The 23,428-nt window shown below is 70.1% G+C and carries 17 protein-coding genes, 1 tRNA gene and 1 pseudogene; 7 read left to right on the top strand and 12 right to left on the bottom strand.

What is annotated here, in order from left to right; genetic code table 11:
* Positions 1-111: 111 nt before the first annotated feature.
* Both ACQPWZ_RS15115 and ACQPWZ_RS15110 read right to left on the bottom strand, forming a co-directional pair.
* Positions 112-795 carry a TetR/AcrR family transcriptional regulator gene (locus ACQPWZ_RS15115; RefSeq protein ID WP_340473573.1) on the bottom strand — a complete coding sequence of 228 codons (684 nt, stop codon included), beginning with the start codon at positions 793-795 and terminating at the stop codon, positions 112-114.
* Positions 792-1,772, bottom strand: a complete 981-nt coding sequence (locus tag ACQPWZ_RS15110; protein WP_433571597.1) for an acyl-CoA desaturase — start codon at positions 1,770-1,772, stop codon at positions 792-794. The genes ACQPWZ_RS15115 and ACQPWZ_RS15110 overlap by 4 nt, the downstream gene beginning before the upstream one ends.
* A 217-nt stretch (positions 1,773-1,989) precedes the next feature.
* Between ACQPWZ_RS15110 and ppc the strand changes: the two genes are divergently transcribed.
* Entirely contained in the window at positions 1,990-4,719 is a 2,730-nt protein-coding gene (gene ppc / locus ACQPWZ_RS15105; RefSeq protein ID WP_433571596.1) for a phosphoenolpyruvate carboxylase, read from the top strand.
* 54 nt (positions 4,720-4,773) lie between these two features.
* Here ppc and ACQPWZ_RS15100 read toward each other — a convergent pair whose 3' ends face one another.
* From ACQPWZ_RS15100 to ACQPWZ_RS15070, 7 genes and pseudogenes are all read right to left on the bottom strand, one after another.
* Positions 4,774-5,235, bottom strand: coding sequence for a hypothetical protein (locus ACQPWZ_RS15100; protein ID WP_433571595.1), 462 nt, complete (start codon positions 5,233-5,235; stop codon positions 4,774-4,776).
* Between the two features lie 55 nt (positions 5,236-5,290).
* On the bottom strand, positions 5,291-5,884 hold the full coding sequence (pth, locus tag ACQPWZ_RS15095) for an aminoacyl-tRNA hydrolase (protein ID WP_433571594.1): 594 nt from the start codon (positions 5,882-5,884) through the stop codon (positions 5,291-5,293).
* 132 nt (positions 5,885-6,016) lie between these two features.
* The gene (locus tag ACQPWZ_RS15090) at positions 6,017-6,613 is read right to left on the bottom strand and encodes a 50S ribosomal protein L25/general stress protein Ctc (RefSeq protein WP_356705499.1); all 597 of its coding nucleotides are present in this window, start codon (positions 6,611-6,613) and stop codon (positions 6,017-6,019) included.
* 239 nt (positions 6,614-6,852) lie between these two features.
* Entirely contained in the window at positions 6,853-7,830 is a 978-nt protein-coding gene (locus tag ACQPWZ_RS15085) for a ribose-phosphate diphosphokinase (protein WP_433571593.1), read from the bottom strand.
* A gap of 109 nt (positions 7,831-7,939) precedes the next feature.
* Positions 7,940-9,385, bottom strand: a complete 1,446-nt coding sequence (gene glmU, locus ACQPWZ_RS15080; RefSeq protein ID WP_340473563.1) for a bifunctional UDP-N-acetylglucosamine diphosphorylase/glucosamine-1-phosphate N-acetyltransferase GlmU — start codon at positions 9,383-9,385, stop codon at positions 7,940-7,942.
* 106 nt (positions 9,386-9,491) lie between these two features.
* A tRNA-Gln gene (locus ACQPWZ_RS15075) sits at positions 9,492-9,564 on the bottom strand.
* A 7-nt stretch (positions 9,565-9,571) separates the two neighbouring features.
* Positions 9,572-10,448 (bottom strand): annotated as a pseudogene (locus ACQPWZ_RS15070) (hypothetical protein).
* Between the two features lie 154 nt (positions 10,449-10,602).
* Between ACQPWZ_RS15070 and ACQPWZ_RS15065 the strand changes: the two are divergent.
* Positions 10,603-11,958 carry a sensor histidine kinase gene (locus ACQPWZ_RS15065; protein ID WP_340473561.1) on the top strand — a complete coding sequence of 452 codons (1,356 nt, stop codon included), beginning with the start codon at positions 10,603-10,605 and terminating at the stop codon, positions 11,956-11,958.
* Between the two features lie 43 nt (positions 11,959-12,001).
* Here ACQPWZ_RS15065 and ACQPWZ_RS15060 read toward each other — a convergent pair whose 3' ends face one another.
* A complete protein-coding gene (locus ACQPWZ_RS15060; RefSeq protein ID WP_340473559.1) occupies positions 12,002-12,493 on the bottom strand; it encodes an SUKH-3 domain-containing protein in 492 nt (163 codons plus the stop codon).
* A 10-nt stretch (positions 12,494-12,503) separates the two neighbouring features.
* Positions 12,504-13,028, bottom strand: a complete 525-nt coding sequence (locus tag ACQPWZ_RS15055) for a YwqJ-related putative deaminase (protein WP_340473557.1) — start codon at positions 13,026-13,028, stop codon at positions 12,504-12,506.
* A 218-nt stretch (positions 13,029-13,246) separates the two neighbouring features.
* On the opposite strand from ACQPWZ_RS15055, the gene ACQPWZ_RS15050 reads away from it, so the two are divergent.
* The 3 genes from ACQPWZ_RS15050 to ACQPWZ_RS15040 all read left to right on the top strand — a co-directional run bounded on the left by ACQPWZ_RS15050 (position 13,247) and on the right by ACQPWZ_RS15040 (position 17,804).
* Entirely contained in the window at positions 13,247-14,260 is a 1,014-nt protein-coding gene (locus ACQPWZ_RS15050; protein WP_383242794.1) for an SMI1/KNR4 family protein, read from the top strand.
* 7 nt (positions 14,261-14,267) lie between these two features.
* Positions 14,268-16,760 (top strand): SUKH-4 family immunity protein, encoded by a 2,493-nt coding sequence (locus ACQPWZ_RS15045; protein ID WP_433571592.1) that lies wholly within the window; start codon positions 14,268-14,270, stop codon positions 16,758-16,760.
* Positions 16,761-16,913: 153 nt separating this feature from the next.
* Positions 16,914-17,804: a cellulose-binding protein gene (locus ACQPWZ_RS15040; protein WP_433571591.1), complete on the top strand. Its 891-nt coding sequence runs from the start codon at positions 16,914-16,916 to the stop codon at positions 17,802-17,804.
* A 94-nt stretch (positions 17,805-17,898) separates the two neighbouring features.
* Here the strand turns inward: ACQPWZ_RS15040 and ACQPWZ_RS15035 are convergent, their stop codons facing one another.
* Entirely contained in the window at positions 17,899-19,461 is a 1,563-nt protein-coding gene (locus tag ACQPWZ_RS15035) for an MFS transporter (protein ID WP_433571590.1), read from the bottom strand.
* 345 nt (positions 19,462-19,806) lie between these two features.
* Between ACQPWZ_RS15035 and ACQPWZ_RS15030 the strand changes: the two genes are divergently transcribed.
* Both ACQPWZ_RS15030 and ACQPWZ_RS15025 read left to right on the top strand, forming a co-directional pair.
* Positions 19,807-20,595: an ABC transporter ATP-binding protein gene (locus tag ACQPWZ_RS15030; RefSeq protein WP_313945866.1), complete on the top strand. Its 789-nt coding sequence runs from the start codon at positions 19,807-19,809 to the stop codon at positions 20,593-20,595.
* Positions 20,592-23,162: an ABC transporter permease gene (locus ACQPWZ_RS15025; RefSeq protein ID WP_356705505.1), complete on the top strand. Its 2,571-nt coding sequence runs from the start codon at positions 20,592-20,594 to the stop codon at positions 23,160-23,162. Before ACQPWZ_RS15030 ends, ACQPWZ_RS15025 begins: the two co-directional genes overlap by 4 nt.
* The last annotated feature ends 266 nt before the right edge of the window (positions 23,163-23,428 follow it).

Here is a 23,428-nt window from a genome sequence, read left to right as displayed (position 1 = left end):
CCCTGTCCGATGACGGGGCGACGGGGCGTACGGATCAGCTCTTCGGCGTGATCGAAGGCCGGGCGGATGTCAGGCGGGGGATTCGGGGCAGCGCGGATACGGGCGGGCGGATCAGCTCTTCCGGTGCCCTATCAACCGCGGCTTCGGCTCCAGACCGTCAAGTCCATGCCAAGCAAGATTCACCAGATGCGCGGCGACCTCGGCCTTCTTGGGGCGGCGCGCATCCAGCCACCACTGACCCGTCAGCGCCACCATGCCCACCAGTGCCTGGGCGTAGAGCGGAGCCAGCTTCGGGTCGAACCCCCGGTTCTTGAACTCCATCCCCAGGATGTCCTCGACCTGGGTGGCGATGTCGCTGATGAGCGAGGCGAACGTGCCCGTCGACTGGGCCACGGGGGAGTCCCGCACCAGAATGCGGAACCCGTCCGTGTAGGTCTCGATGTAGTCGAGCAGGGCAAAGGCCGCCTGTTCCAGCAGCTCACGCGGGTGACCGGCGGTCAGTGCGCCGGTCACCATGTCGAGCAGTTGACGCATCTCGCGGTCGACCACCACTGCGTACAGCCCCTCCTTGCCGCCGAAGTGCTCGTAGACCACCGGCTTGGAGACGCCGGCCTTCGCCGCGATCTCCTCGACCGACGTGCCCTCGAAGCCCTTCTCGGCGAACAGGGTGCGACCGATGTCCAGCAGCTGCTCGCGACGCTGCGCCCCGGTCATCCGCACCCGCCGGGCCCGCCTGGATGTCCGGTTCTTCTCCGTACCGCTGCTGCCGCCGTCGATCGCCACGTCGTCAATCATGCCGCGTCTACGGGCTCGCCCTTGCGCCGGGCGTCGATACGGGACGCACTGGGCCACCGGACGTCATAGGCCCAGCCGAGCTTCTCGAACCAGCGGATCAGGCGCGCGCTGGAGTCGAGCTGGCCGCGCAGCACGCCGTGACGTGCACAGGTCGGGTCCGCGTGGTGCAGGTTGTGCCAGGACTCGCCGCACGACAGCACCGCGAGCCACCACACGTTGCCCGAGCGGTCACGCGACTTGAAGGGGCGCTTGCCGACCGCGTGGCAGATCGAGTTGATCGACCAGGTCACGTGGTGCAGCAGCGCCACGCGGACCAGCGAGCCCCAGAAGAAGGCGGTGAACGCGCCCCACCACGACATCGTCACCAGACCGCCCACGATCGGCGGGATGGCGAGCGAGAGCATGGTCCAGAAGATGAAGTCGCGGGAGATCCGCACCAGGGCCTTGTCCTTGATCAGGTCCGGGGCGTACTTGGCCTGCGGCGTGCGCTCCTCGTCGAACATCCACGCGATGTGGGCCCACCACAGGCCCTTCATCAGCGCCGGCAGCGTCTCGCCGAACCGCCACGGCGAGTGCGGGTCGCCCTCGGCGTCCGAGAACTTGTGGTGCTTGCGGTGGTCGGCCACCCAGCGCACCAGCGGCCCCTCCACCGCCAGCGATCCCATGATCGCCAGGGCGATCCGCAGGGGACGCTTGGCCTTGAAGGCGCCGTGCGTGAAGTAGCGGTGGAAGCCGATCGTGATGCCGTGGCAGCCGATGTAGTACATCGCCACCAGCAGACCCAGATCCAGCCAGCTCACACCCCAGCCCCAGGCCAGCGGCACCGCGGCCAGCAGGGCGATGAAGGGAACCGTGATGAAGAGCAGCAGGGTGAGCTGTTCGATGGACCTCTTGCTGTCGCCACCGAGGGTCGCGGAGGGAGCGTCGGTGGCGGGCGGCTTCGGGGTGTCATCGAGCAGGTCGGGGCTTGTCGTCATTTTGGGGTCCCCTGGGGGGTGAGAGATGCACGGTGAGGGCCGGGATACGGATGCGTAACCTACGGCATCGTAAGTATGGCAGTGAGGAGCCTCGCGGCAAGAGACCTGTGGACAACGCCAGGGAAATGGACACCTATCCTGGGTCTCGTCGGACAGCGCGGTCCGCAGCCTCCAGTACCCCTCCAGACGTGCTCAAACACTGCAAGGAGCCGCACCTGTGAGCAGTGCCGACCAGAACCCCACGGCCAACGCCGAACTGCGAGCCGACATCCGCCGACTGGGCGACCTCCTGGGCGAGACCATCGTCCGCCAGGAAGGCCCTGACCTGCTCGAACTCGTGGAGAAGGTCCGCGCGCTCACGCGCAGCGACGGCGAGGCCGCAGCAGAGCTGCTGGGCGACACCGACCTGGAGACCGCGGCCAAGCTCGTCCGCGCGTTCTCCACCTACTTCCACCTGGCCAACGTCACCGAGCAGGTGCACCGCGGCCACGAGATGCGCGAGCGGCGCGCCGCCGAGGGCGGCCTCCTGGCCCGCACCGCGGACCGGCTCAAGGACGCCGACCCCCAGCACCTGCGCGAGACGGTCAAGAACCTCAACGTCCGCCCCGTGTTCACCGCGCACCCCACCGAGGCCGCCCGGCGCTCCGTACTGAACAAGCTGCGGCGCATTGCCGAACTGCTCGAAAGCCCCGTGGTCGCATCCGACCGGCGCCGGCACGACCTGCGGCTCGCCGAGAACATCGACCTCATCTGGCAGACCGACGAGCTGCGCGTCGTACGGCCCGAACCCGCCGACGAGGCACGCAACGCCATCTACTACCTCGACGAACTGCACGCCGGCGCCGTCGGCGACGTCCTGGAGGACCTCGCCGCCGAGCTCGAACGCGTCGGCGTCGAGCTGCCCGCCGGCACCCGCCCGCTGACCTTCGGCACCTGGATCGGCGGCGACCGCGACGGCAACCCCAACGTCACCCCGTCCGTGACCTGGGACGTCCTGATCCTCCAGCACGAGCACGGCATCACCGACGCCATCGAGGTCATCGACCAGCTGCGCGGACTGCTCTCCAACTCCATCCGCTACGCCGGCGCCACCGAGGAACTCCTCACCTCCCTGCAGAACGACCTCGAACTGCTGCCGGAGATCAGCCCCCGCTACAAGCGCCTCAACGCCGAGGAGCCCTACCGGCTCAAGGCCACCTGCATCCGGCAGAAGCTCGTCAACACCCGCGAGCGCCTCGCCAAGGGCACCCGGCACGCGAGCGGCCGCGACTACCTCGGCACCACCGAGCTCATCGCCGACCTCACCCTGATCCAGACGTCACTGCGCGAACACCGCGGCGGCCTCTTCGCCGACGGACGCCTGGACCGCACCATCCGCACCCTCGCGGCCTTCGGCCTCCAGCTCGCCACCATGGACGTACGCGAGCACGCCGACGCCCACCACCACGCCCTCGGCCAGCTCTTCGACCGGCTCGGCGAGGAGTCCTGGCGCTACGCCGACATGCCCCGCGACTACCGGCAGAAGCTGCTCGCCAAGGAACTGCGCTCCCGCAGGCCGCTCGCACCCACACCCGCCCCGCTGGACGCGGCCGGGCAGAAGACCCTCGGCGTCTTCGACACCGTCAAGGAAGCCTTCGAGCGCTTCGGCCCCGAAGTCATCGAGTCGTACATCATCTCGATGTGCCAGGGCGCCGACGACGTCTTCGCCGCAGCCGTCCTGGCCCGCGAGGCCGGCCTCCTCGACCTCCATGCCGGCTGGGCCAAGATCGGCATCGTGCCGCTGCTGGAGACGACCGACGAGCTCAAGGCCGCCGACGTCATCCTCGACGGCATGCTCGCCGACCCCTCCTATCGGCGCCTCGTCTCCCTGCGCGGCGACGTCCAGGAGGTCATGCTCGGCTACTCCGACTCCTCCAAGTTCGGCGGCATCACCACCTCCCAGTGGGAGATCCACCGCGCCCAGCGCCGGCTGCGCGACGTCGCCCACCGCTACGGCGTCCGGCTGCGGCTCTTCCACGGCCGCGGCGGCACCGTCGGCCGCGGCGGCGGCCCCTCGCACGACGCCATCCTGGCCCAGCCCTGGGGCACGCTCGAGGGCGAGATCAAGGTGACCGAACAGGGCGAGGTCATCTCCGACAAGTATCTGATCCCGTCCCTGGCCAGGGAGAACCTGGAACTCACCGTCGCCGCAACCCTCCAGGCGTCCGCCCTGCACACCGCCCCGCGGCAGTCCGACGAGGCACTGTCGCGCTGGGACGCGGCGATGGACACCGTCTCGGACGCCGCGCACGACGCCTACCGGCGGCTCGTCGAGGACCCGGACCTGCCCGCGTACTTCTTCGCGGCCACCCCGGTCGACCAGCTCGCCGACCTCCACCTCGGCTCCCGGCCCTCCCGCCGGCCCGACAGCGGCGCCGGACTCGACGGACTGCGCGCCATCCCATGGGTCTTCGGCTGGACCCAGTCCCGGCAGATCGTGCCCGGCTGGTTCGGCGTCGGCTCCGGCCTGAAGGCCCTGCGCGAAGCAGGGCTCGACACGGTCCTCGACGAGATGCACGAACAGTGGCACTTCTTCCGCAACTTCATCGCGAACGTCGAGATGACCCTCGCGAAGACCGACCTGCGGATCGCCCGCCACTACGTCGACACCCTCGTGCCCGACGACCTCAAGCACGTCTTCGCCACCATCGAGGCCGAGCACGCCCTGACGGTCAGCGAGGTCCTCAAGGTCACCGGCGGGAAGGAACTGCTCGGCTCCAACCCGGTGCTGCGGCAGACGTTCGGCATCCGCGACGCCTACCTCGACCCGATCTCCTACCTCCAGGTCTCGCTGCTGGCACGCCAGCGCAAGGCGGCCGAGAAGGGTGAGGAGCCCGACCCGCTGCTGGCGAGGGCCCTGCTGCTGACGGTGAACGGCGTGGCGGCAGGTCTGCGCAACACCGGCTGATGACAGGGGACCGGGCCCTGCGCGACGACGCGCAGGGCCCGGCACCGACCTCGATCACAGCGTGAAGAAGGCCCCCACCAGCAGCGCGCCGCCCAGCGCCGCCGCCGACCAGGCCAGACGCGTCATCCGCAGTCCACCCCCGATCACCAGCGCCGCCAGCACCAGCGCCCCACCGAGCGGAACCCACGCGTGCAGCGCACCGCCCGCGCCGGTACGGACCAGTTCGCTGGACCCCGGCTTCACCACCACGGGCAGCTGGGCGCCCTTCTTCACCGCGACCGACTTCTCGATCGTCATGTCGCCGCGGGCAGGCAGCGAACCCTCCGGCTTGTAGCGTCCGGTACAGGTCTGATCGCCGCAGTGGTCGACCCTGAGCGTGCCGTGTTCGCGGCCCTTGGCCAGCAGAACATGCTGCGCCGTACCCCACGACGACCAGAAGCCGGCCGCCAGCAGCAGGACGGCGACACATCCCATCGCGGCGCGGCGGGCGTAGAGGAGCAGGTCAGTCCGCTTCATAGGGCGCGATCCTTGGCCATACGACCGCGCTCGGTCAACCTGAGGCCTGAACTTGTCAGGAGTTATACGTACTTTGGGCCCGCTCCAGGCCCTCCGTCACCAGACACTCCACCGAGTCCGCCGCCCGGTCCACGAAGTAGCCCAGCTCCTTGCGCTCCACCGACGAGAAGTCCTTCAGCACGAAATCCGCCACCTGCAGACGACCCGGCGGACGGCCGATACCGAAACGCACCCGGTGATAGTCCGGGCCCATCGCCTTCGTCATCGACTTCAGACCGTTGTGGCCGTTGTCCCCGCCACCCAGCTTCAGCCGCAGCATCCCGTAGTCGATGTCCAACTCGTCATGGATCGCCACGATGTTCGCCGTCGGCACCTTGTAGAAATCCCGCAGCGCCGTCACCGGACCGCCCGACAGATTCATGTACGACAGCGGCTTCGCCAGCACCACCCGCCGGCCCGCCGGACCCGGCGGCCCCACCCGGCCCTCCAGGACCTGCGCCTGCGCCTTCTGCGCCCGCTTGAAACTGCCGCCGACACGCTCCGCGAGCAGATCGGCCACCATGAAACCGACATTGTGACGATTGGCGGCATACCCGGGACCCGGGTTGCCGAGGCCCACGACGAGCCACGGGGCGTTCGCGTCCGACATCTGCGCTGCGTCTCCTCGCATGACCAACAGCTCGCACCACGTACAGCCGGCACACCGCCGCCGGCAGTACCTACAGACAGGGAAACGGGGCGGCGGGCCAGGCCCGCCACCCCGTCACGCAGAGCCTACGGCTCAGACCTCGGCCGACTCGTCGCCCGCGGCGGCCTCTTCCTCGCCCGACGGCTCCTCGGCCTGCGCGGCCAGGATCTGGAGCACGACGGTGTCGTCCTCGACAGCCAGCGTCGTGCCCTTCGGCAGCGCGATGTCCTTCGCGAGGATGGCGGCACCGGCCTCCAGGCCCTCGATGGACACCGTGACCGACTCGGGGATGTGCGTGGCCTCGGCCTCGACGGGCAGCGCGTTCAGCACGTGCTCGAGGAGGAAGGCGCCCGGGGCGAGCTCGCCCTCGGTGTGCACGGGGATCTCGACGGTGACCTTCTCGCCGCGCTTCACGAGCAGCAGGTCGACGTGCTCGATGAAGCCCCTCAGCGGGTCACGCTGGACAGCCTTCGGGATCGCGAGCTCGTTCTTGCCCTCGATGTCCAGGGCGATCAGGACGTTCGGCGTACGCAGGGCGAGCAGCAGCTCGTGGCCCGGAAGCGTGATGTGGACCGGGTCGGTGCCGTGACCGTAAAGGACACCCGGAACCCGGTTGTCACGGCGGACGCGGCGGGCGGCACCCTTGCCGAACTCCGTACGGGTCGCGGCGGCGAGCTTCACCTCGGACATGTGCACTCCTCGTCAAGGCAGACATTGTGGTGGTCACCCGGCCACGACAGGCCTGCTACGAAGAGCGCGTCGATAACGGACAGCCGCACCAGAAGTGCGGCCTCCCTCGCCGAGCAACTTAGGCAGTCTACGCAACACCGCCCCTCCCACCCAATCGATCATCGAGGACCGCTGCACGGGCACGCGAAAGGGCCGCACCCCCAAGGGGTGCGGCCCTCTCGACAACTACCGGGAGACCGTCAGGCCTGCTCCTCGAAGAGGCTCGTCACCGAACCGTCCTCGAACACCTCACGCACCGCGCGCGCGATCGTCGGCGCGATCGACAGCACCTTGATCTTGTCGAGCTCCAGCTCACCCGGCGTCGGCAGCGTGTTCGTCAGAACGAACTCACTGACCTTCGAGTTCTTCAGACGGTCGGCCGCCGGACCGGACAGGATGCCGTGCGTCGCCGTGACGATGACATCCTCCGCACCGTGCGCGAACAGCGCGTCCGCCGCGGCACAGATCGTGCCACCCGTGTCGATCATGTCGTCCACCAGCACACAGACCCGGCCCTCGACCTCACCGACGACCTCGTGCACCGTCACCTGGTTGGCCACGTCCTTGTCACGGCGCTTGTGCACGATCGCCAGCGGCGCGTCGAGACGGTCGCACCAGCGGTCGGCGACCCGCACCCGGCCCGCGTCCGGGGACACGACCGTCAGCTTGTTGCGGTCGACCTTCGCGCCCACGTAGTCCGCCAGCACCGGCAGCGCCGACAGATGATCCACCGGGCCGTCGAAGAAGCCCTGGATCTGGTCGGTGTGCAGGTCCACCGTGAGGATGCGGTGCGCACCCGCGGTCTTCAGAAGGTCGGCGACCAGACGGGCCGAGATCGGCTCACGACCACGGTGCTTCTTGTCCTGACGGGCATAGCCGTACGACGGAATGATCACGGTGATGCTCCGGGCCGAGGCCCGCTTCAGCGCATCGAGCATGATCAGCTGTTCCATGATCCACTTATTGATGGGAGCCGTGTGGCTCTGCATCAGGAAGCAGTCCGCTCCACGGGCCGACTCCTGGAAACGGACGTAGATCTCACCGTTCGCGAAGTCGAAAGCCTTCGTCGGCACGAGGCCCACACCCAACTGGTGCGCAACCTCCTCGGCCAGCTCGGGGTGGGCGCGGCCGGAGAAGAGCATCAGCTTCTTCTCGCCGGTCGTCTTGATCCCGGTCACAGCACTGTCTCCTCAGACGTGTTCTCTGGCCGCGAAGAAACGAAGCGCGAGCCAGCCGAATTTGTGTGCACGTATCACCGTACGCCGAGTCCGACGCACCTGTTTCCGGTCAGTTCCCGTCGGCGACCTGCTCCGTTGCCGCCGCGGCCGCCTGCGCGGCAGCACTTCCGGGACGCTTTCGAGCCACCCAGCCCTCGATATTCCGCTGCTGGCCGCGGGCGACAGCCAGCGAACCCGCCGGCACATCCTTCGTGATGACCGACCCCGCCGCGGTGTACGCGCCGTCCCCGACCGTGACAGGCGCCACAAACATGTTGTCCGAACCCGTCTTGCAGTGCGAACCGATCGTCGTGTGGTGCTTCGCCTCGCCGTCGTAGTTCACGAACACGCTCGCCGCGCCGATGTTCGAGTACTCACCGATCGTCGCATCGCCCACGTACGACAGATGAGGAACCTTCGTCCCCTCACCGATCGTCGCGTTCTTCATCTCCACATACGTACCCGCCTTGGCCTTCGTGCCGAGCCGGGTACCGGGACGGAGATACGCGTACGGACCCACCGAAGCGCTCTCGCCGATCTCCGCCGAGTCGGCGACCGTGTTGTCCACGCGCGCCCCCCTGCCGACGACCGTGTCCCGCAGACGCGAATTCGGGCCCACCTCGGCACCCTCGGCCAGATGCGTGGCCCCCAGCAGCTGCGTACCGGGATGAATGACCGCGTCCGGCTCGAACGTGGCGGTCACATCGATCAGCACCGACCCCGGATCGACGACCGTCACACCCGCCAGCATCGCCCGCTCCAGCAACCGCTCGTTCAGCAGCCTGCGCGCCTCGGCCAGCTGCACCCGGTTGTTGATCCCGAGGATCTCGCGATGATCACCGGCGACCGACGCACCCACCCGGTGGCCGGCCTCGCGCAGGATGCCGAGCACATCGGTGAGGTACTCCTCGCCCTGACTGTTGTCCGTGCGCACCTTGCCCAGAGCATCCGCGAGCAGCTGCCCGTCGAAGGCGAACACACCGGAATTGATCTCCCGGATCGCGCGCTGCTCGTCGGTGGCGTCCTTGTGCTCGACGATCCCGGTCACGGCGCCGGTGCCGTCGCGGACGATCCGGCCGTAGCCGGTCGAGTCCGGGACCTCGGCGGTCAGCACGGTCACGGCGTTGCCGTCGGCGGAGTGCGTGGAGGCGAGGGCGGTGAGCGTCTCGCCGGAGAGAAGGGGAGTGTCGCCGCAGACGACGACCACGGTCCCGTCGATGCCCTGCCCGAGCTCCTCGAGCGCCATCCGGACGGCGTGCCCGGTGCCGTTCTGCTCGGCCTGGAATGCGGTGCGGGTACCGGCGTACGTCTCGGTGAGATGGCCCTTGACCTGCTCACTCGCGTGGCCGACCACCACGACGAGGTGCTCGGGGTCCAGCTCGCGCGCGGCGGAGACGACATGACCGACGAGCGAACGCCCGCAGATTTCGTGCAGGACCTTGGGGGTCTTCGACTTCATGCGGGTGCCCTCACCCGCTGCGAGGACGACGACGGCTGCCGGGCGGTTGGCGCTCACGGGAATGCCCTTCGGCTTCGGGTGGTGGACATCCGAAGGATACCGGGGGGTTTCGGGGGTGAAATGAGGGCGGGTCCTGACGGTGAACGTCAGGACCCGGTGACAGCTCCGCCGCTAGGACTCGAACCTAGACCGAACACCTCCAAAGGGTGCCGTGCTGCCAATTACACTACGGCGGAACGCGCCTCACGGCGCCGGAGAACGATCTCCGTCCGGAGCGCTGCCGACCACTATGCCGCACCACCAGCCCTCAATGCGACGGTAGAGCTCAGCACAGCCCAGGACGCGGACGACGAAACAGCCGCGGTAGGCGTCCCCGACATTCTTGCGGACCGTCTTGGGGTTGTGCCGCTTCAGTGTCGTCCTGCTCAAGGCGGACGTGTCGATGCCCGCCACTGCGGCCCAGTAGCCCTCCGCTCCCTCAACGTCGGCGGACTCGTGGATCATCACGCGGTAGCGCAGCCTGTCCGGCTTGACGTCCAGCAGGGCGAGCCACGCCAGATAGACGCGGATCATGTCCGCGTCGCTGTTGATGAAGGTCACGGACTCCTGCCGCCGGTAGGGCTTGCTCTTGGCGCCCTCGGACCAGTAGAGCCCCACCCCGAGCAGGAACAGCTCCCGGTCCGTCAACGTGCCGATCTCTTCGAACGCCTCCTGCGTGGTCCTCCGTCGCTCGGCCTCCCGAAGCGGGCGCTCGTGCTCCCAGCTTGTCCGACGCGAGCTTCGCCTGCTCGGCGGGCGTGCGCTGAGCGGGAGGCTTCGGCAGATCCCGCACCCACAGCGAGATCGAGCTCTTCGAGCAGCCCAGCTCCACCTGGATCTGGTCGTACGTCATGCCTGCCAGGCGCAGCTCCCTTGCTCGCGCCCGCAGGTCGTCCTTCGCGTTCGGGCGCTTCGTCCACTCCGGTGGCGGCTCTCCCTCGAGGAGGCGGTTGAGGATGTCGTTGTTGTGGACGTGGAGCCGGTCGCGGATCTGGCGGCGGCTGAGGCCCTCCCGGCGCAGGGTGAGGGCCTGTTCGCGGAGGGTTTCGAAGTCGGCGTACCTGCCGGGTGATTCCGTCATGCGGCGAGCGTCGTCCGGAATCCGGACGTCCGGGTCGAAACTCTGGCCGATTCACCAGTTCGAGCGGTTCTGGTGCATTCCGTGCCAGGGGCGACTCGCCCGCGCTCCGATACTCCCGAGAAAATGACGTACACCCGCCCGTAGGCTGGAAGACATGACCACAACGGGGGCACACCAGGACGGCACGGGCACGACCGCCCGTACCTGGCTGTGGTGGGGACGGCGGCGAAGTGTCGCGCTGGACGTGGGGCTCGGGCTGTTCTCCGCCTTGGAATGCGCGCTGGAGGGTGTGGGGTTCGCGGAGCAGGCCGCCGTCCCCGTGCCGATCGGGGTGCTGTTCGGGCTGGTCGTCGGGTCCGTGCTGGTGCTGCGGCGGCGCTGGCCGATCGCCGTCGTCCTGGTGTCGATCGCGATCACGCCGGCCGAGATGGGCTACCTCATGGGCGTCGTCGGGCTGTACACGCTCGCCGCGTCCGAGGTTCCGCGCCGTATCACCGCGCTGCTGGCGGGCATGTCGCTGACGGCGACGCTCATCGTGACGTTCGTGCGGGTCCGTCAGGACGTGCAGTCCGCGGGCTTCGATCCGGAGCCGGGGGCCTGGTACGTACCGACGATGGCCGGTTTCATGTCGGTGGGTCTGACCGCCCCGCCGGTGCTCTTCGGGCTCTACATAGGTGCCCGGCGCCGGCTGATGGAGAGCCTGCGGGAGCGCGCCGACAGTCTGGAGCAGGAGCTGTCTCTGCTGGCGGACCGGGCGGAGCAGCGGGCGCAGTGGGCGCGGACGGAGGAGCGGACCCGGATCGCGCGGGAGATGCATGACGTGGTGGCGCACCGGGTGAGTCTGATGGTGGTGCATTCTGCGGCGTTGCAGGCGGTGGCGTTGAAGGATCCGCAGAAGGCGGTGAAGAACGCGGCGCTGGTGGGGGACATGGGCCGGCAGGCGCTGACGGAGTTGCGCGAGATGCTGGGTGTGCTGCGGGCGGGGGACGACGAGCAGCGGCGGGTGGCTCCGGTGCCGTTGGCGGCGGTGGCCGCGGCTGCCGCGGCGGCGGCCGAGGCGGCTGCGGAGGACGGGCCGTGCATCGCCGATGTCGAGGATCTGGTGGGGCAGTCGCGGCAGGCGGGGATGGTGGTGGAGCTCGCGGTGCAGGGGGAGGTGCGGGTGTATGCGCCGGAGGTGGAGCAGACCGCCTATCGCGTGGTCCAGGAGGCGCTGACGAATGTGCACAAGCATGCGGCGGGGTCGAAGGTGATGGTGCGGCTCGCGCACCGTGATGCCGAGGTGGCCATGCAGGTGGAGAACGGTGCCCCGGATGCGGCCGGTGAGGCGGGGGTCGCGCGGCTGCCGAGCGGGGGGAACGGTCTGGTGGGGATGCGGGAGCGGGTGCTGGCGTTGGGCGGGGTGTTCGTGTCGGGGCCGACGGACTCGGGGGGTTTCCGGGTGTCTGCGGTGTTGCCCGACCGGGATCCGTCGGACGGGCAGGAGCTTCCGGCGTCGGTGAGTCTGTGACGCGGCCTGGGTGTCTCGGCCGCGGTTGTGCGGCGGAAGCCCGTCAGCCGAGGGTGAGCCGCGTGGGCTGGACGCCGTTGACGAGTGTGGCGAGTGCCTGGTCGACGTCGGGTCCGAGGTACCAGTCGCCGGTGTGGTCGAGGCTGTAGACGCGGCCCTCGCTGTCGATGGCGAGGACGGCCTGGTGGTCCCCTTCCATGCCGAGTGGTGAGACCTCGGTGTCGAGAGCGCGTCCGAGGTCGGCGAAGGTGCGGGCGAGGTGCAGTCCGGCGAGCGGGTCGATGTGCAGGGCTGTCGGTGCGGTCTGCCGGCCGGGGCCGGATGCGGTGATGTGCAGTCCGCCGAATTCCGCCCACGCTTCGACGGCCGCGGGGAAGACGGTGTGCCGGTGGCCGGCGGGTGAGGCGTGGGAGCGCAGGGTGTCGGCCCAGTGTTCGGCGAGTTTGATGTCCCAGCGGCCGGGCTGCCAGCCCGCGTCGCGCAGGGCGGCGTCGACGGCGACTGGGAACCGGGTGGTGCTGAGGTGGTCGGGCATCGGTGCTGGTTCAGCCATTCTCGGAGGCGCCGGCGGCGGTCGGGTCCACTGCCCGGACACCGAAGTGGTCGAGCATCGCCGTACAGGAACGGCAGGGCGGCGCGTAGCTGCCGTGCAGCGGGTCGCCGTCCTCGCGGATCCTACGTGCCGTCAACTTCGCTTGTTTGAGGGCGCGTTTGGCCTCGCTGTGGGTGAGGGGCTTTCGCTGGGCCCGCTTGGAGCGCTGGTTCTCGGCGGCGGTGAGGTGCCGGGAGAGCAGGATGGCTTCGGGGCAGCGGCCGGTGAAGCGTTCGCGCTGGCCACTCGTGAGGGTGTCGAGGAAGTCCTGTACGAGTGGGTGGAGTACGGGTGGCTGGTCACCCTTTCCGGCGGTGCTGGTGAGGGTTTCGCCGCGCACGGAGAGTGCTGCCGCGACGGCGGGCAGGATGCCGTCGCGCCGGTGGTTCAGTGCGGGCGTGCGGGCTGTTTCCGTGCTGCTCCAGCTGAGACGAGGATCACCTGACGTGCCTGACGTACGTGGTTGCGCTGTGTGCATGGTGCTGTAGTCCCCTCCCGTGCACTCCCCCGAGTTGCGGGACAGCCTGCCAAATGGGCGCTTGGGTGGGGAAGCGGGGGCACTGAAACGTGTCGGTCCGTCGTCGTTCGGTCACTCGGTTGTGACAGTTGGTGACGGAACCGGAGGGCCGGTACTGCCTATTGCAGCACCGCATAGGCTGTCCTGAACGAGTCAGAAGCAGCAGGGGGCAGATCGCCATGACGACAGGTCGGCAAGGGCTGGGGGCACCTCCCGGCCCCCGGGCCGGGGGACACGTCGCGCCACCGAATGCGGCCTACGCCGGTCAGGTCGTGAACTTCCCGGACCCGGTCCGGGCTTCGCGCCATCCTCGGGGTGTGCGGGTGGACGAGAACGGGTTTCCGGTGTTCTCGCCGTATGCGCGTGCCGCCGCGGAGATCGCGGAACCGCCGGAGGGCTTCGGTGTCGATGAGTTGCGGCTGACCGACTATGTGTCGGCGAACGCGGCGCTGCACGCGGACGGCCATGAGCTGTGGGACACGATTCCCGCGGTGGCGACTCCGCACGGCTGGACGTGGCACCACGTGGCGGGGACGCGCCGGCTGGAGCTGGTGCCGGTCGAGGTGAAGGCGCTGCTGCGGCATCACGGCGGGCTGGCGACGACGGCGGTCGACGGGGACAAGCGGGGTACGCGCCCGTTGCAGGAGACCCGGCCGGCGCACTTCGGGCTGCCGAAGGGGTCGGTGTCGGTGTCCGAGCAGCAGTTGCTGGGTGTGGAAGAGGATCTGGGCTACCGGTTGCCGGGCGCGTACCGCTCTTTTCTGAAGGCGGCGGGCGGCTGTGCGCCGGTGGGTGCGGCGCTCGACGCGGAGCTGGGGCTGCTGGTGGACCAGCCGTTCTTCACGGTGCGCGACGAGGCGGCGGTCAATGATCTGCTGTACGTCAACAAGTGCCTGCGGGACCATCTGACGAAGGACTTCCTGGGTGTGGCGTTCGTCCAGGGCGGGATTCTGGCGGTGAAGGTCAGGGGCTCGGGTGTCGGTTCGGTGTGGTTCTGTGCCTATGACGACGCGCGTGACCAGGACGGGTGGAATGTCCAGGAGCGCGTGGACCGGCTGCTGTTGCCGTGCGGCGATGATTTCGACGCCTTCCTTCAGCGGCTGGCGGGCAATCCGCCGGAGCTGGAGACCGTGGCGAATCTGATGGTGGACGGCGGCTTCGCGCGTGCCGTCCCCGTGGCGGACGAGGGGTGACGCTCCGATGGTGACCTTTGCGCAGGCGCAGGAGCGCGCGGAAGAGTGGGTCAACGGCGATGTGCCCGGCTATCAGCACCGTGAGGTGCGGGTGCGGGAGTTCGAGCTCGGGTTCGTGGTGTGGGCGGAGGACCGCGAGGGCGGTGCACGCTCGGACGGCGGCCGGCAGCGGCTCGTGATCGCGCGGGACAGTGGTGAGGCGACGCTGTGGCCCGGGCTGCCGGTGGGTGAGGTGATCCGCCGGTACGAGGAGGAGTACGGCATCCAGGACGCGCCGGCCGTGGTGCCGGAGCAGCCGCAGCGGATCGATCTGCATCAGACGTCGTTCCTGCTGAGTCCGCCGGAGTGGTTGCAGGACGCGGCGGACAAGCTGGGGATTCCGGACCGGCGGCCGTCGGCGGACGAGCCTGCGGCGCCTGCGGCTTCTGTGCCTGCGGCTTCGGCGCCTGCGGCTCCCGTGGCACCGGTGGCTCCGGCAGCTGCCGGTACGCCGTCGGCCGGGTCCGACTGGTCTCTGGCGGACGCCTCTTCGGGTACGGGTGGGGCCAACGCATCGCAGGCGGGCGGGAGTTCGTCGGTCGGTGGTTCGTCCTGGCCGGAGGCCGGGTCCTCGGGGGCGGATGCCTCGCGGGGTGGGTCGGTGTGGCCCAGTGCGGGTTCGGACGGCGGCGAGTCGGCTGCTGGGGACGGTGCGCCGTCGTCGCGGACGGGTGGTACGCCGTGGACGGACACGAGTGCCGCGGGCGGTGACGACGCGTCCGTGCCGCTTCCGGCGACGGTGTTCGCGCCGCCGATCTCCGGCCGTGACGACGACGACACTCCGCCGCCGGTGGTGGGCGCGGATGCGCCGACCGCGTTGATGTCCGGGGGCAGTCAGCTGCCGCGGACGGCGGTGGCGCCTGCGGTGGGCGAGCCGCAGCCGGGTGCCGCCGACATAGCGGACGCGGCGACGAGCAAGGCGCAGGCTCCGCCGCGGGGGGCACGTTCTCCCCGCGGAGGGGGGTCGACGACTCCGCCGCCGCCCGGCGCGCCCGGTACTCCGGGTGCGCGGCCGGGTGCGACGCCGCCGCCGTCGGGGCCGGGTGCTCCGGGTGCGCCGGCGGGTGGGTATCTGCCGACGCAGCTCGTCTCGCAGACGGGTCCTGGTGCTCCGCAGCCTCCTGGTCCCCCTGGGCCTCCTGGTTCGACGCCGCCTCCTGGTGGCGGTGTTCACCATGCGGCGACGATGTTCGCCGATCCGGGTCAGGTGGGTCCCGGTGCTCCGCAGCCTCCCGGTCCTCCCGGTGCGCCGGGTGCCCCTGGTGCTCCGCAGCCTCCCGGTCCCCCTGGGCCTCCTGGTTCGACGCCGCCTCCCGGTGGCGGTGTTCACCATGCCGCGACCATGCTCGCCGGCCCCAACCCCATGGGTCCCGGTGCTCCGCAGCCTCCCGGTCCGCCCGGTGCGCCTCCGGGCGCCGTGCCGCCCGGTCCGCCGCAGCAGGGCGGTCAGCCGCCCGCGTACGGCTATCCGCCGCAGCCGCCCGGGCAGCCGACGGTCGGTCCCGGCTACCAGGCGGTGCTGCGCTACCGCGCGCCCGACGGTTCCGAGGCCCAGCTGATCCGCCGTTCCGCGCCCGGCACTCCGCATCCGGAGTGGCAGATCCTGCATGAGCTGCGGGCCATGAATGTGCCGCCGCAGCAGGTGCTGGAGCTGCACACCGAGCTGGAGTCGTGCGAGCTGCCGGGTGGCTACTGCGCCCGGATGATCCGCGAGACCTGGCCGCAGGCGCGGATCACCAACATCGCGCCGTACGGCAGGGATCACGCGAGCCGTCAGCAGGGCGTGCAGCAACTGGTCACGCATCAGGGCGAGTTGCACCAGGTCGCGGACGGTCCGGCGCGCCCCGCGCCGGTGCGGATGCCGCTGCCGCCCGTGAAGGCGGTGCCTCCGGTCCCGCCGCAGGCGATCGCGCAGGAGCTGGTGGCGGCCTTCGGGCCGCAGGGCATCTGCCGGTTCGACCAGCGGGCCGTGTCGCGTCAGGGCGTGCCGGAGGTGGTCGGTGCCACGCTGGTGTGGGCCGGTCTGCCGGGTGACTTCAACCCGTTCTTCTGGGCGCAGCCCGCTCAGCCGGTCGTTCCGACGCTGGCCGAGCTCGCGGCGCAGCGTCAGGTGCAGCCCGCGGTGGACGCGGGGTCGTATCTGGTGGTGGGCACCGACTTCGGCCGGGCGATCTGCGTCCAGTACGGAACGGCGCACATCGTGGCGGTGCCGGTGGAGGCCGGTCCCGGTGGTCAGGCGGTGGCGCCGCAGTTCGTGAACAGCGGGCTGCCGGAGTTCGTGCGCTGTCTGGCGTTGCTGGGCCGGATGTGGCGGCTGCGCTTCGGTCTCAATCCGGAGCAGGCGGGCCGCTGGACGGTCGACTTCCAGGCGCAGCTCGCCGCGCTGGACCCGGCGGCGCTGTCGTCGCCGGAGAGCTGGTGGTCGGTCCTGCTCGAGCAGATGTGGGACGGTCTGCTGTAGGGAGTTAGTACGACAATTGGGGCGCCCGGTCGGTGGTCGGACCGGGCGCCCCTCTTTGCTTTCTCCGCAGGGAGTGTCGCGTTATGAGCGTTTCGCCCGCATCCATCAGGATATGCGAACAATCGCGTTTTCTGTCGGAGAGGGGCTTGAAGGATGAGCGCTGCATCGGTGTCACCCCATGGCTTCGCCGCCGTCCGTGGCCGGGGCTACCGCACGGAGGAGACCGACGCCTACGTCACCGCCCTGTCGCAGGACCGCGACGACGCCTGGGAGCGTGCCGCGCGGCTGACCGTCCTCGCCAAGGATATGGAGGCGGAGGCGGGCCGGCTGCGTGAGGTCGTCACGACGCTCGTCCCTCAGACGTACGAGACGTTCAGCCGCCGTGCCCAGTACCTGCTCGCGCTGACCGAGGAGGAGGCCGAGGAAGTACGGGCGTCGGCGCGCAACGAGGCGCAGGCGGACGCGGACGCCGCGCAGGCGGAGGCGGAGAGGCTGCGCGACAAGGCGCGCGAGGAGGCGGACGGGCTGCGGGCCGACGCCGAGGAGCGCGCCCGGCAGATCCTTCTCGCGGCGCAGACGGCGGCCGACGAGGCCCGTGCGGAGGCGCGCGGTGAGATGAAAGAGCAGCGCGGCGAGGTGATGGGCGCATGGCGGGAGATGCGCCGCCGTGCGGAGGGCATGCTCGCCGAGCTGGAGGAGGAGCAGGCCGAGCGCTGGGAGACGGTGGAGCGGGAACTCGCCGAGCGTGGAGCGGCGTTGGAGGCCGAGCACGCCGAGCGGACCGCATATGCGGAGGGCGCTCTCGTCGAGGCGGAGCGCACGTTCGCGGAGGCGGAGGAGTACGCCCGCGACGGCCAGGAGGCCGCGGAGGCGCAGGCCGCCGAACTGCTGGCGCAGGCACGGATGCAGGAGGAGCGCACGGCGCGCGAGACGGAGCTGATGCTGCGCGAGCACGAGGAGGCGCGTGAGGAGATGCACGCGAACATGGCGCACATCCGCAACAGCCTGGCGACGCTGACGGGCCGCGCGGCGGCGGAGGGCTGAGCGCCCGCCCGGACGAACGGGCGGCATCAGCGCCATAGGGGAGACCCGGGCCTGAAGAACCGGCGCCGCCCGCTCCCAGGGCCGGGGAGAACCCCTAACTCTTCGGCACCGGCTGCTCGTTGTCGTCCAGTACGGGAAAGCGCCGGGGTGCCACGAACAGCAGCACCAGCAGCGACAGCCCGGCCGCGACCGCCGCGCCGAGGTAGACGTGGTCGACCGCCGCGTCCACCGCCCGGCGCAGCTGGTCCGCCGCGTCGGCGGTGAGGGCCGCGGGGTTCTCCAGGGCGTGCGAGACGGAGTCCAGGTCGCCCGCGCTGCCGAGGCGGGAGGCGAGGACCCCGTTGGCCACGGCGCCGAACAGTGCGGCGCCCATGCTCTGGCCGACCTGGCGGCAGAAGAGGACGGATGCGGTCGTCGTGCCGCGTTCGGCCCAGCCCACGGTGGACTGGACGCCGACGATCAGGGGGAGTTGGAAGAGTCCGAGCGCCCCGCCGAGGAGCAGCATGAGCAGGGCGGGCTGCCAGGGCGCGCCCGGGTAGGGCAGCAGGGGGAAGGCCGCGAGGATCAGGCCGGCGAGGGTGATGCCGATCATCGCGGTGCGCCGGAAACCGATGCGGTTGTAGACGTGGTTGGACAGGGCCGCGCTGACGGGCCAGCTCAGGGTCATCACGGACAGCACGAAGCCGGCGGCGATCGGTCCGAGGCCGAGGACGGACTGGGCGTAGGTGGGCAGGAAGACGGTCGGGGCCACCATCAGCAGACCGAGGGCGCCGAGGGCGAGGTTCACGGCGGCGATGGTGCGCCGACGCCAGACCCAGCCCGGGATGATCGGTTCCGCCGCGCGTCGTTCGACGACGACGGTGACGGCGATGAACGTGGCGCTGCCGCCGAGCAGGGCGAGTGAGGGCGCGGACCACCAGGGCCAGGCGATGCCGCCCTGGACGAGTGCGGTGAGCAGCAGGACACCCGCGCCGAAGATGGCGAGCGCGCCCGGCCAGTCGATACGGGGGCGTGCCGCGGGCCGGGTGCGGGAGGGTTCGCGCAGATGGCGGGCGACCAGCCAGAGGGCGACGGCGCCGACGGGGAGGTTGATCAAAAAGATCCAGCGCCAGTCGGCGTACGAGGCGAGCAGTCCGCCGATCGCGGGGCCGGCGACGGCGGAGACGGCCCACACGGTGGACAGCCGCGCCTGGATCTTCGGCCGTTCCTTCAGCGGGTAGAGGTCGGCGGCGATGGTCTGCACGGTGCCCTGGAGGGCGCCGCCGCCGAGGCCCTGGACGACGCGGAAGGCGATCAGGGCGCCCATGTTCCAGGCGGCCGCGCACAGGACGGAGCCGAGCAGGAAGAGGATGATCCCGGCGATGAGGACGGGCTTGCGGCCGAAGGTGTCGGAGAGCTTCCCGTACACCGGCAGGGTGACGGTGACGGCGAGCAGATAGCCGGAGAAGAGCCAGGAGAAGACGGAGAAGCCGCCGAGGTCGCCGACGATCTGCGGGACGGCGGTGGACACGATCGTGCCGTCCAGCGCGGCGAGCGCCATGCCGAGCATGAGGGCGGCGACCACGGGACCGCGGCCCGTAGGGGCTGCCGTGCCGGCGTCGCCGCCGTTCGTGGGGGAGACGGGCCCTCGCGGTTCCGTCTCCGGTGTCTCCGTCACCGCTGGATCCTTTCCCCCTGCATCTATTTTCCCCACACCTTCTCACTTGAGGCTGACGCTGCGGGAGGGTGCAGCCTGAGCGGGTCGGCCTCCACCCGGGGGTGGAGGCCCCCTAGGGGGACCTCCCTACTTGTGGCCAGGGGGCTTTCGTTCCGGGGGACGACGAAGCGGCGGACGCGTTTCCTTAAGTTGTTCTTACGGCCGCAACCGGGGCCGCACCACCGGGGGGTGGGGAAAACCCCCGGTCGAAGACTGCGCCTCGCACCAGCGCGCCGGAGCGCTTCCGCCGACAGACTCGAACCGCACGCGGCGACACCCTTACTTCACCGACATAGGAGACTTACCGTGACAACGGCTGTGACCATTCCCCCGCACGGGGACACCGGAGGGCGTACGGCCGTCGCCGCGCGTGGGCGGCAGGTCGTCAAGGCGTACGGCAGCGGGGAGACCCGCGTCGTCGCACTCGACCACGTCGATGTCGACATCGCCCGCGGACAGTACACCGCGATCATGGGCCCCTCCGGCTCCGGCAAGTCCACACTCATGCACTGCCTCGCCGGGCTCGACACCGTCACCTCGGGTCAGATCTACCTCGACGACACCGAGATCACCGGTCTCAAGGACAAGAAGCTCACCCAGCTGCGCCGGGACCGGATCGGCTTCATCTTCCAGGCGTTCAACCTGCTGCCGACGCTCAACGCCCTGGAGAACATCACGCTCCCCATGGACATCGCGGGCCGCAAGCCGGACGCCGGCTGGCTGAACCGGGTCGTCGAGACGGTCGGCCTGTCCGACCGGCTGAAGCACCGGCCCACCCAGCTCTCCGGCGGCCAGCAGCAGCGCGTCGCCGTGGCCAGGGCGCTCGCCGCCCGGCCCGAGATCATCTTCGGTGACGAGCCGACCGGAAACCTCGACTCCCGCGCCGGCGCGGAGGTTCTCAGCTTCCTGCGCCGCTCGGTGGACGAGCTCGGCCAGACCATCGTGATGGTCACCCACGACCCGGTGGCCGCCTCGTACGCGGACCGTGTCCTCTACCTCGCCGACGGCCGGATCGTGGACGAGATGTTCCGTCCCACCGCCGACGCCGTACTCGACCGCATGAAGGACTTCGACGCTCGGGGGCGGACGTCGTGACCGTCTTCAGGACCTCCCTGCGCAACTTCCTCGCGCACAAGGGGCGAATGGCGCTCTCGGCCGTGGCGGTGCTGCTGTCCGTGGCTTTCGTGTCGGGGACGCTGGTGTTCACCGACACCATGAACACCACCTTCGACAAGCTCTTCGCCAGCACCGCGTCCGACGTCACCGTCAGCCCCCAGGGCGCCGATGACGACGACGCACCGCAGACCGGCCGGCCCGAGACGCTGCCCGCGTCCCTCGTCGAGAAGGTCAAGAGCGCCGAGGGCGTCAAGTCCGTCGACGGCGGCGTCTCCAGCATGAGCGTCACCGTCGTCAACGCGAAGAACAAGGACGTCGGCGCCACCAACGGCGCCCCGACCATCGCCGGCGGCTGGAGCGACAACGACCTCAAGTCGATGGAGATCACCTCCGGCCACGCGCCGCGCGGACCCACCGAGATGATGGTCGACGCCGACACCGCCGACAAGCACCATCTGAAGATCGGCGACGAACTGCGCACCATCGCGGTCACCGGCGACTTCACGGCGAAGATCTCCGGTATCGCCTCCTTCAAGGTGACCAACCCGGGCGCCACGATCGTCTACTTCGACACCGCCACCGCACAGCGTGAACTCCTCGGCCGTGAAGGCCTGTTCACCGGCATCTCGGTCACGGCCGCCGACGGGGTCAGCGACGAGCAGCTCAAGAAGAACATCGCCGCCACGCTCGACGCCCCCTACAAGCTGCAGACCGCGAAGGAGGCCGCCGACGCGGGCCGTGAAGAGGTCGGCTCCTTCCTCGACGTCATGAAGTACGCGATGCTCGGCTTCGCCGGGATCGCCCTCCTCGTCGGCATCTTCCTGATCGTCAACACCTTCTCGATGCTGGTCGCCCAGCGCACCCGCGAGATCGGTCTGATGCGGGCCATCGGCTCCAGCCGCCGGCAGGTGAACCGCTCCGTCCTGATCGAGGCGCTCTTCCTCGGCATCGTCGGCTCGGTCGCGGGCATCGCGGCCGGTGTCGGCCTCGCCGTCGGACTGATGAAGCTCATGGGCTCCATGGGCATGAACCTGTCCACCGACGATCTGACCGTGAAGGTGACGACCCCCGTCGTCGGCATGGTCCTCGGCATCGTCGTCACCGTCGTCGCCGCCTATGTGCCGGCCCGGCGCGCCGGCAAGGTCTCCCCGATGGCCGCACTGCGTGACGCCGGAACCCCGGCGGACGGCAGGGCCGGCAAGGTGCGGGCCGCGATCGGACTCCTGCTGACCGGCGGCGGCGCCGCGGCCCTGCTGGTCGCGACGCAGGCCGACAAGGCCGCCGAAGGCTCGATGTTCCTCGGTCTCGGTGTGGTCCTCTCGCTCATCGGTTTCGTCGTCGTCGGACCGCTGCTCGCCGGTGTCGTGGTCCGGGTGATCAGCGCGCTCGTGCTGCGGATGTTCGGCCCGGTCGGGCGGATGGCCGAGCGCAACGCGCTGCGCAACCCGCGCCGTACGGGAGCGACCGGTGCCGCCCTGATGATCGGGCTCGCCCTGGTGGCCTGTCTGTCGGTGGTCGGCTCCTCGATGGTCGCCTCCGCGACGGACGAGCTCGACAAGTCGGTCGGCGCGGACTTCATCGTCCAGGCCTCCAACGGCCAGCCGATCGTGCCGCAGGCGCAGAAGGCGCTGGAGAAGACGCCCGGCATCGCGCACGTCACCCAGTACAAGGGCGTCAACGCGAAGATCACCTCGCCCGACGGCAAGACCGTCGACGACGAACTGGTCGCCGCCGACGCCACGTACGCCCAGGACCTGCGCCGCAAGACCGTGGGCGGCGAACTGTCCGCCGCGTACGGCAAGAACGCCATGTCGGTGGGCGACACCTACGCCGAGGAGCACGGCGTGAAGGTGGGCGACACGCTCACCGTCGCCTTCAAGGGCGGCGAGAGCGCGAAGCTGAAGGTCGCGGCCATCACCTCCGACGACGGCAACGTCGACAAGGGCGTGAAGTACACCAGCACGGCCACGGCCGAGCAGTACATCCCGGCCGACAAGCTGCCGAAGAACCTGATCCTGTTCGCCTCCGCCGACGACGGCAAGGAGAAGGAGGCCTACACGGCGCTCAAGTCCTCGCTCGCCGCGTACCCGCAGTACAAGGTGCAGGACCAGACCGACTTCAAGCAGGACCTGAAGGACCAGGTCGGCCAGCTGCTGAACATCGTCTACGGCCTGCTCGCCCTCGCGATCATCGTCGCGGTGCTCGGAGTGGTGAACACCCTGGCGCTCTCGGTGGTCGAGCGGACCCGCGAGATCGGCCTGCTGCGGGCGATCGGTCTGTCCCGGCGCCAGCTGCGCCGCATGATCCGGCTGGAGTCCGTGGTCATCGCCCTCTTCGGCGCGCTGCTCGGCCTCGGTCTGGGCATGGGCTGGGGCACGGCGGCCCAGAAGCTGCTGGCACTGGAGGGCCTGGGGGTCCTGGAGATCCCGTGGCCGACGATCCTGACCGTGTTCGTCGGGTCGGCGTTCGTGGGACTGTTCGCGGCCCTGGTCCCCGCCTTCCGTGCGGGACGGATGAACGTCCTCAACGCCATCGCCACGGAGTAGCGCCACAGCCTCCGGGCGTACGGAACGGGGGGCGCGGCCCCGGAGTGTCCACCGGACACTCCGGGGCCGCGGTCTGTCCGGGGGCGGTCTGTCCGGGGGCGGGCGGACCGGAGGCGGCGGTCGGGGGCGGCGGTCCGGGACTGCGGTCCAGGGTCGTGTCTCCACGGTGCTCGCCTCGCGCAGGGCGGGCCGGCGGGACGGCCGGCGACGGGGAGCGGCCGGTGCCGGTCGGGGCGGCCCGCGGGGAGCCGTCCCGCCGGTCAACG

The sequence above is a fragment of the Streptomyces sp. CA-251247 genome (assembly GCF_050952975.1).
Lineage (GTDB): Bacteria > Actinomycetota > Actinomycetes > Streptomycetales > Streptomycetaceae > Streptomyces > Streptomyces achmelvichensis.
This window is presented reverse-complemented; position numbering and strand designations above follow the sequence as displayed.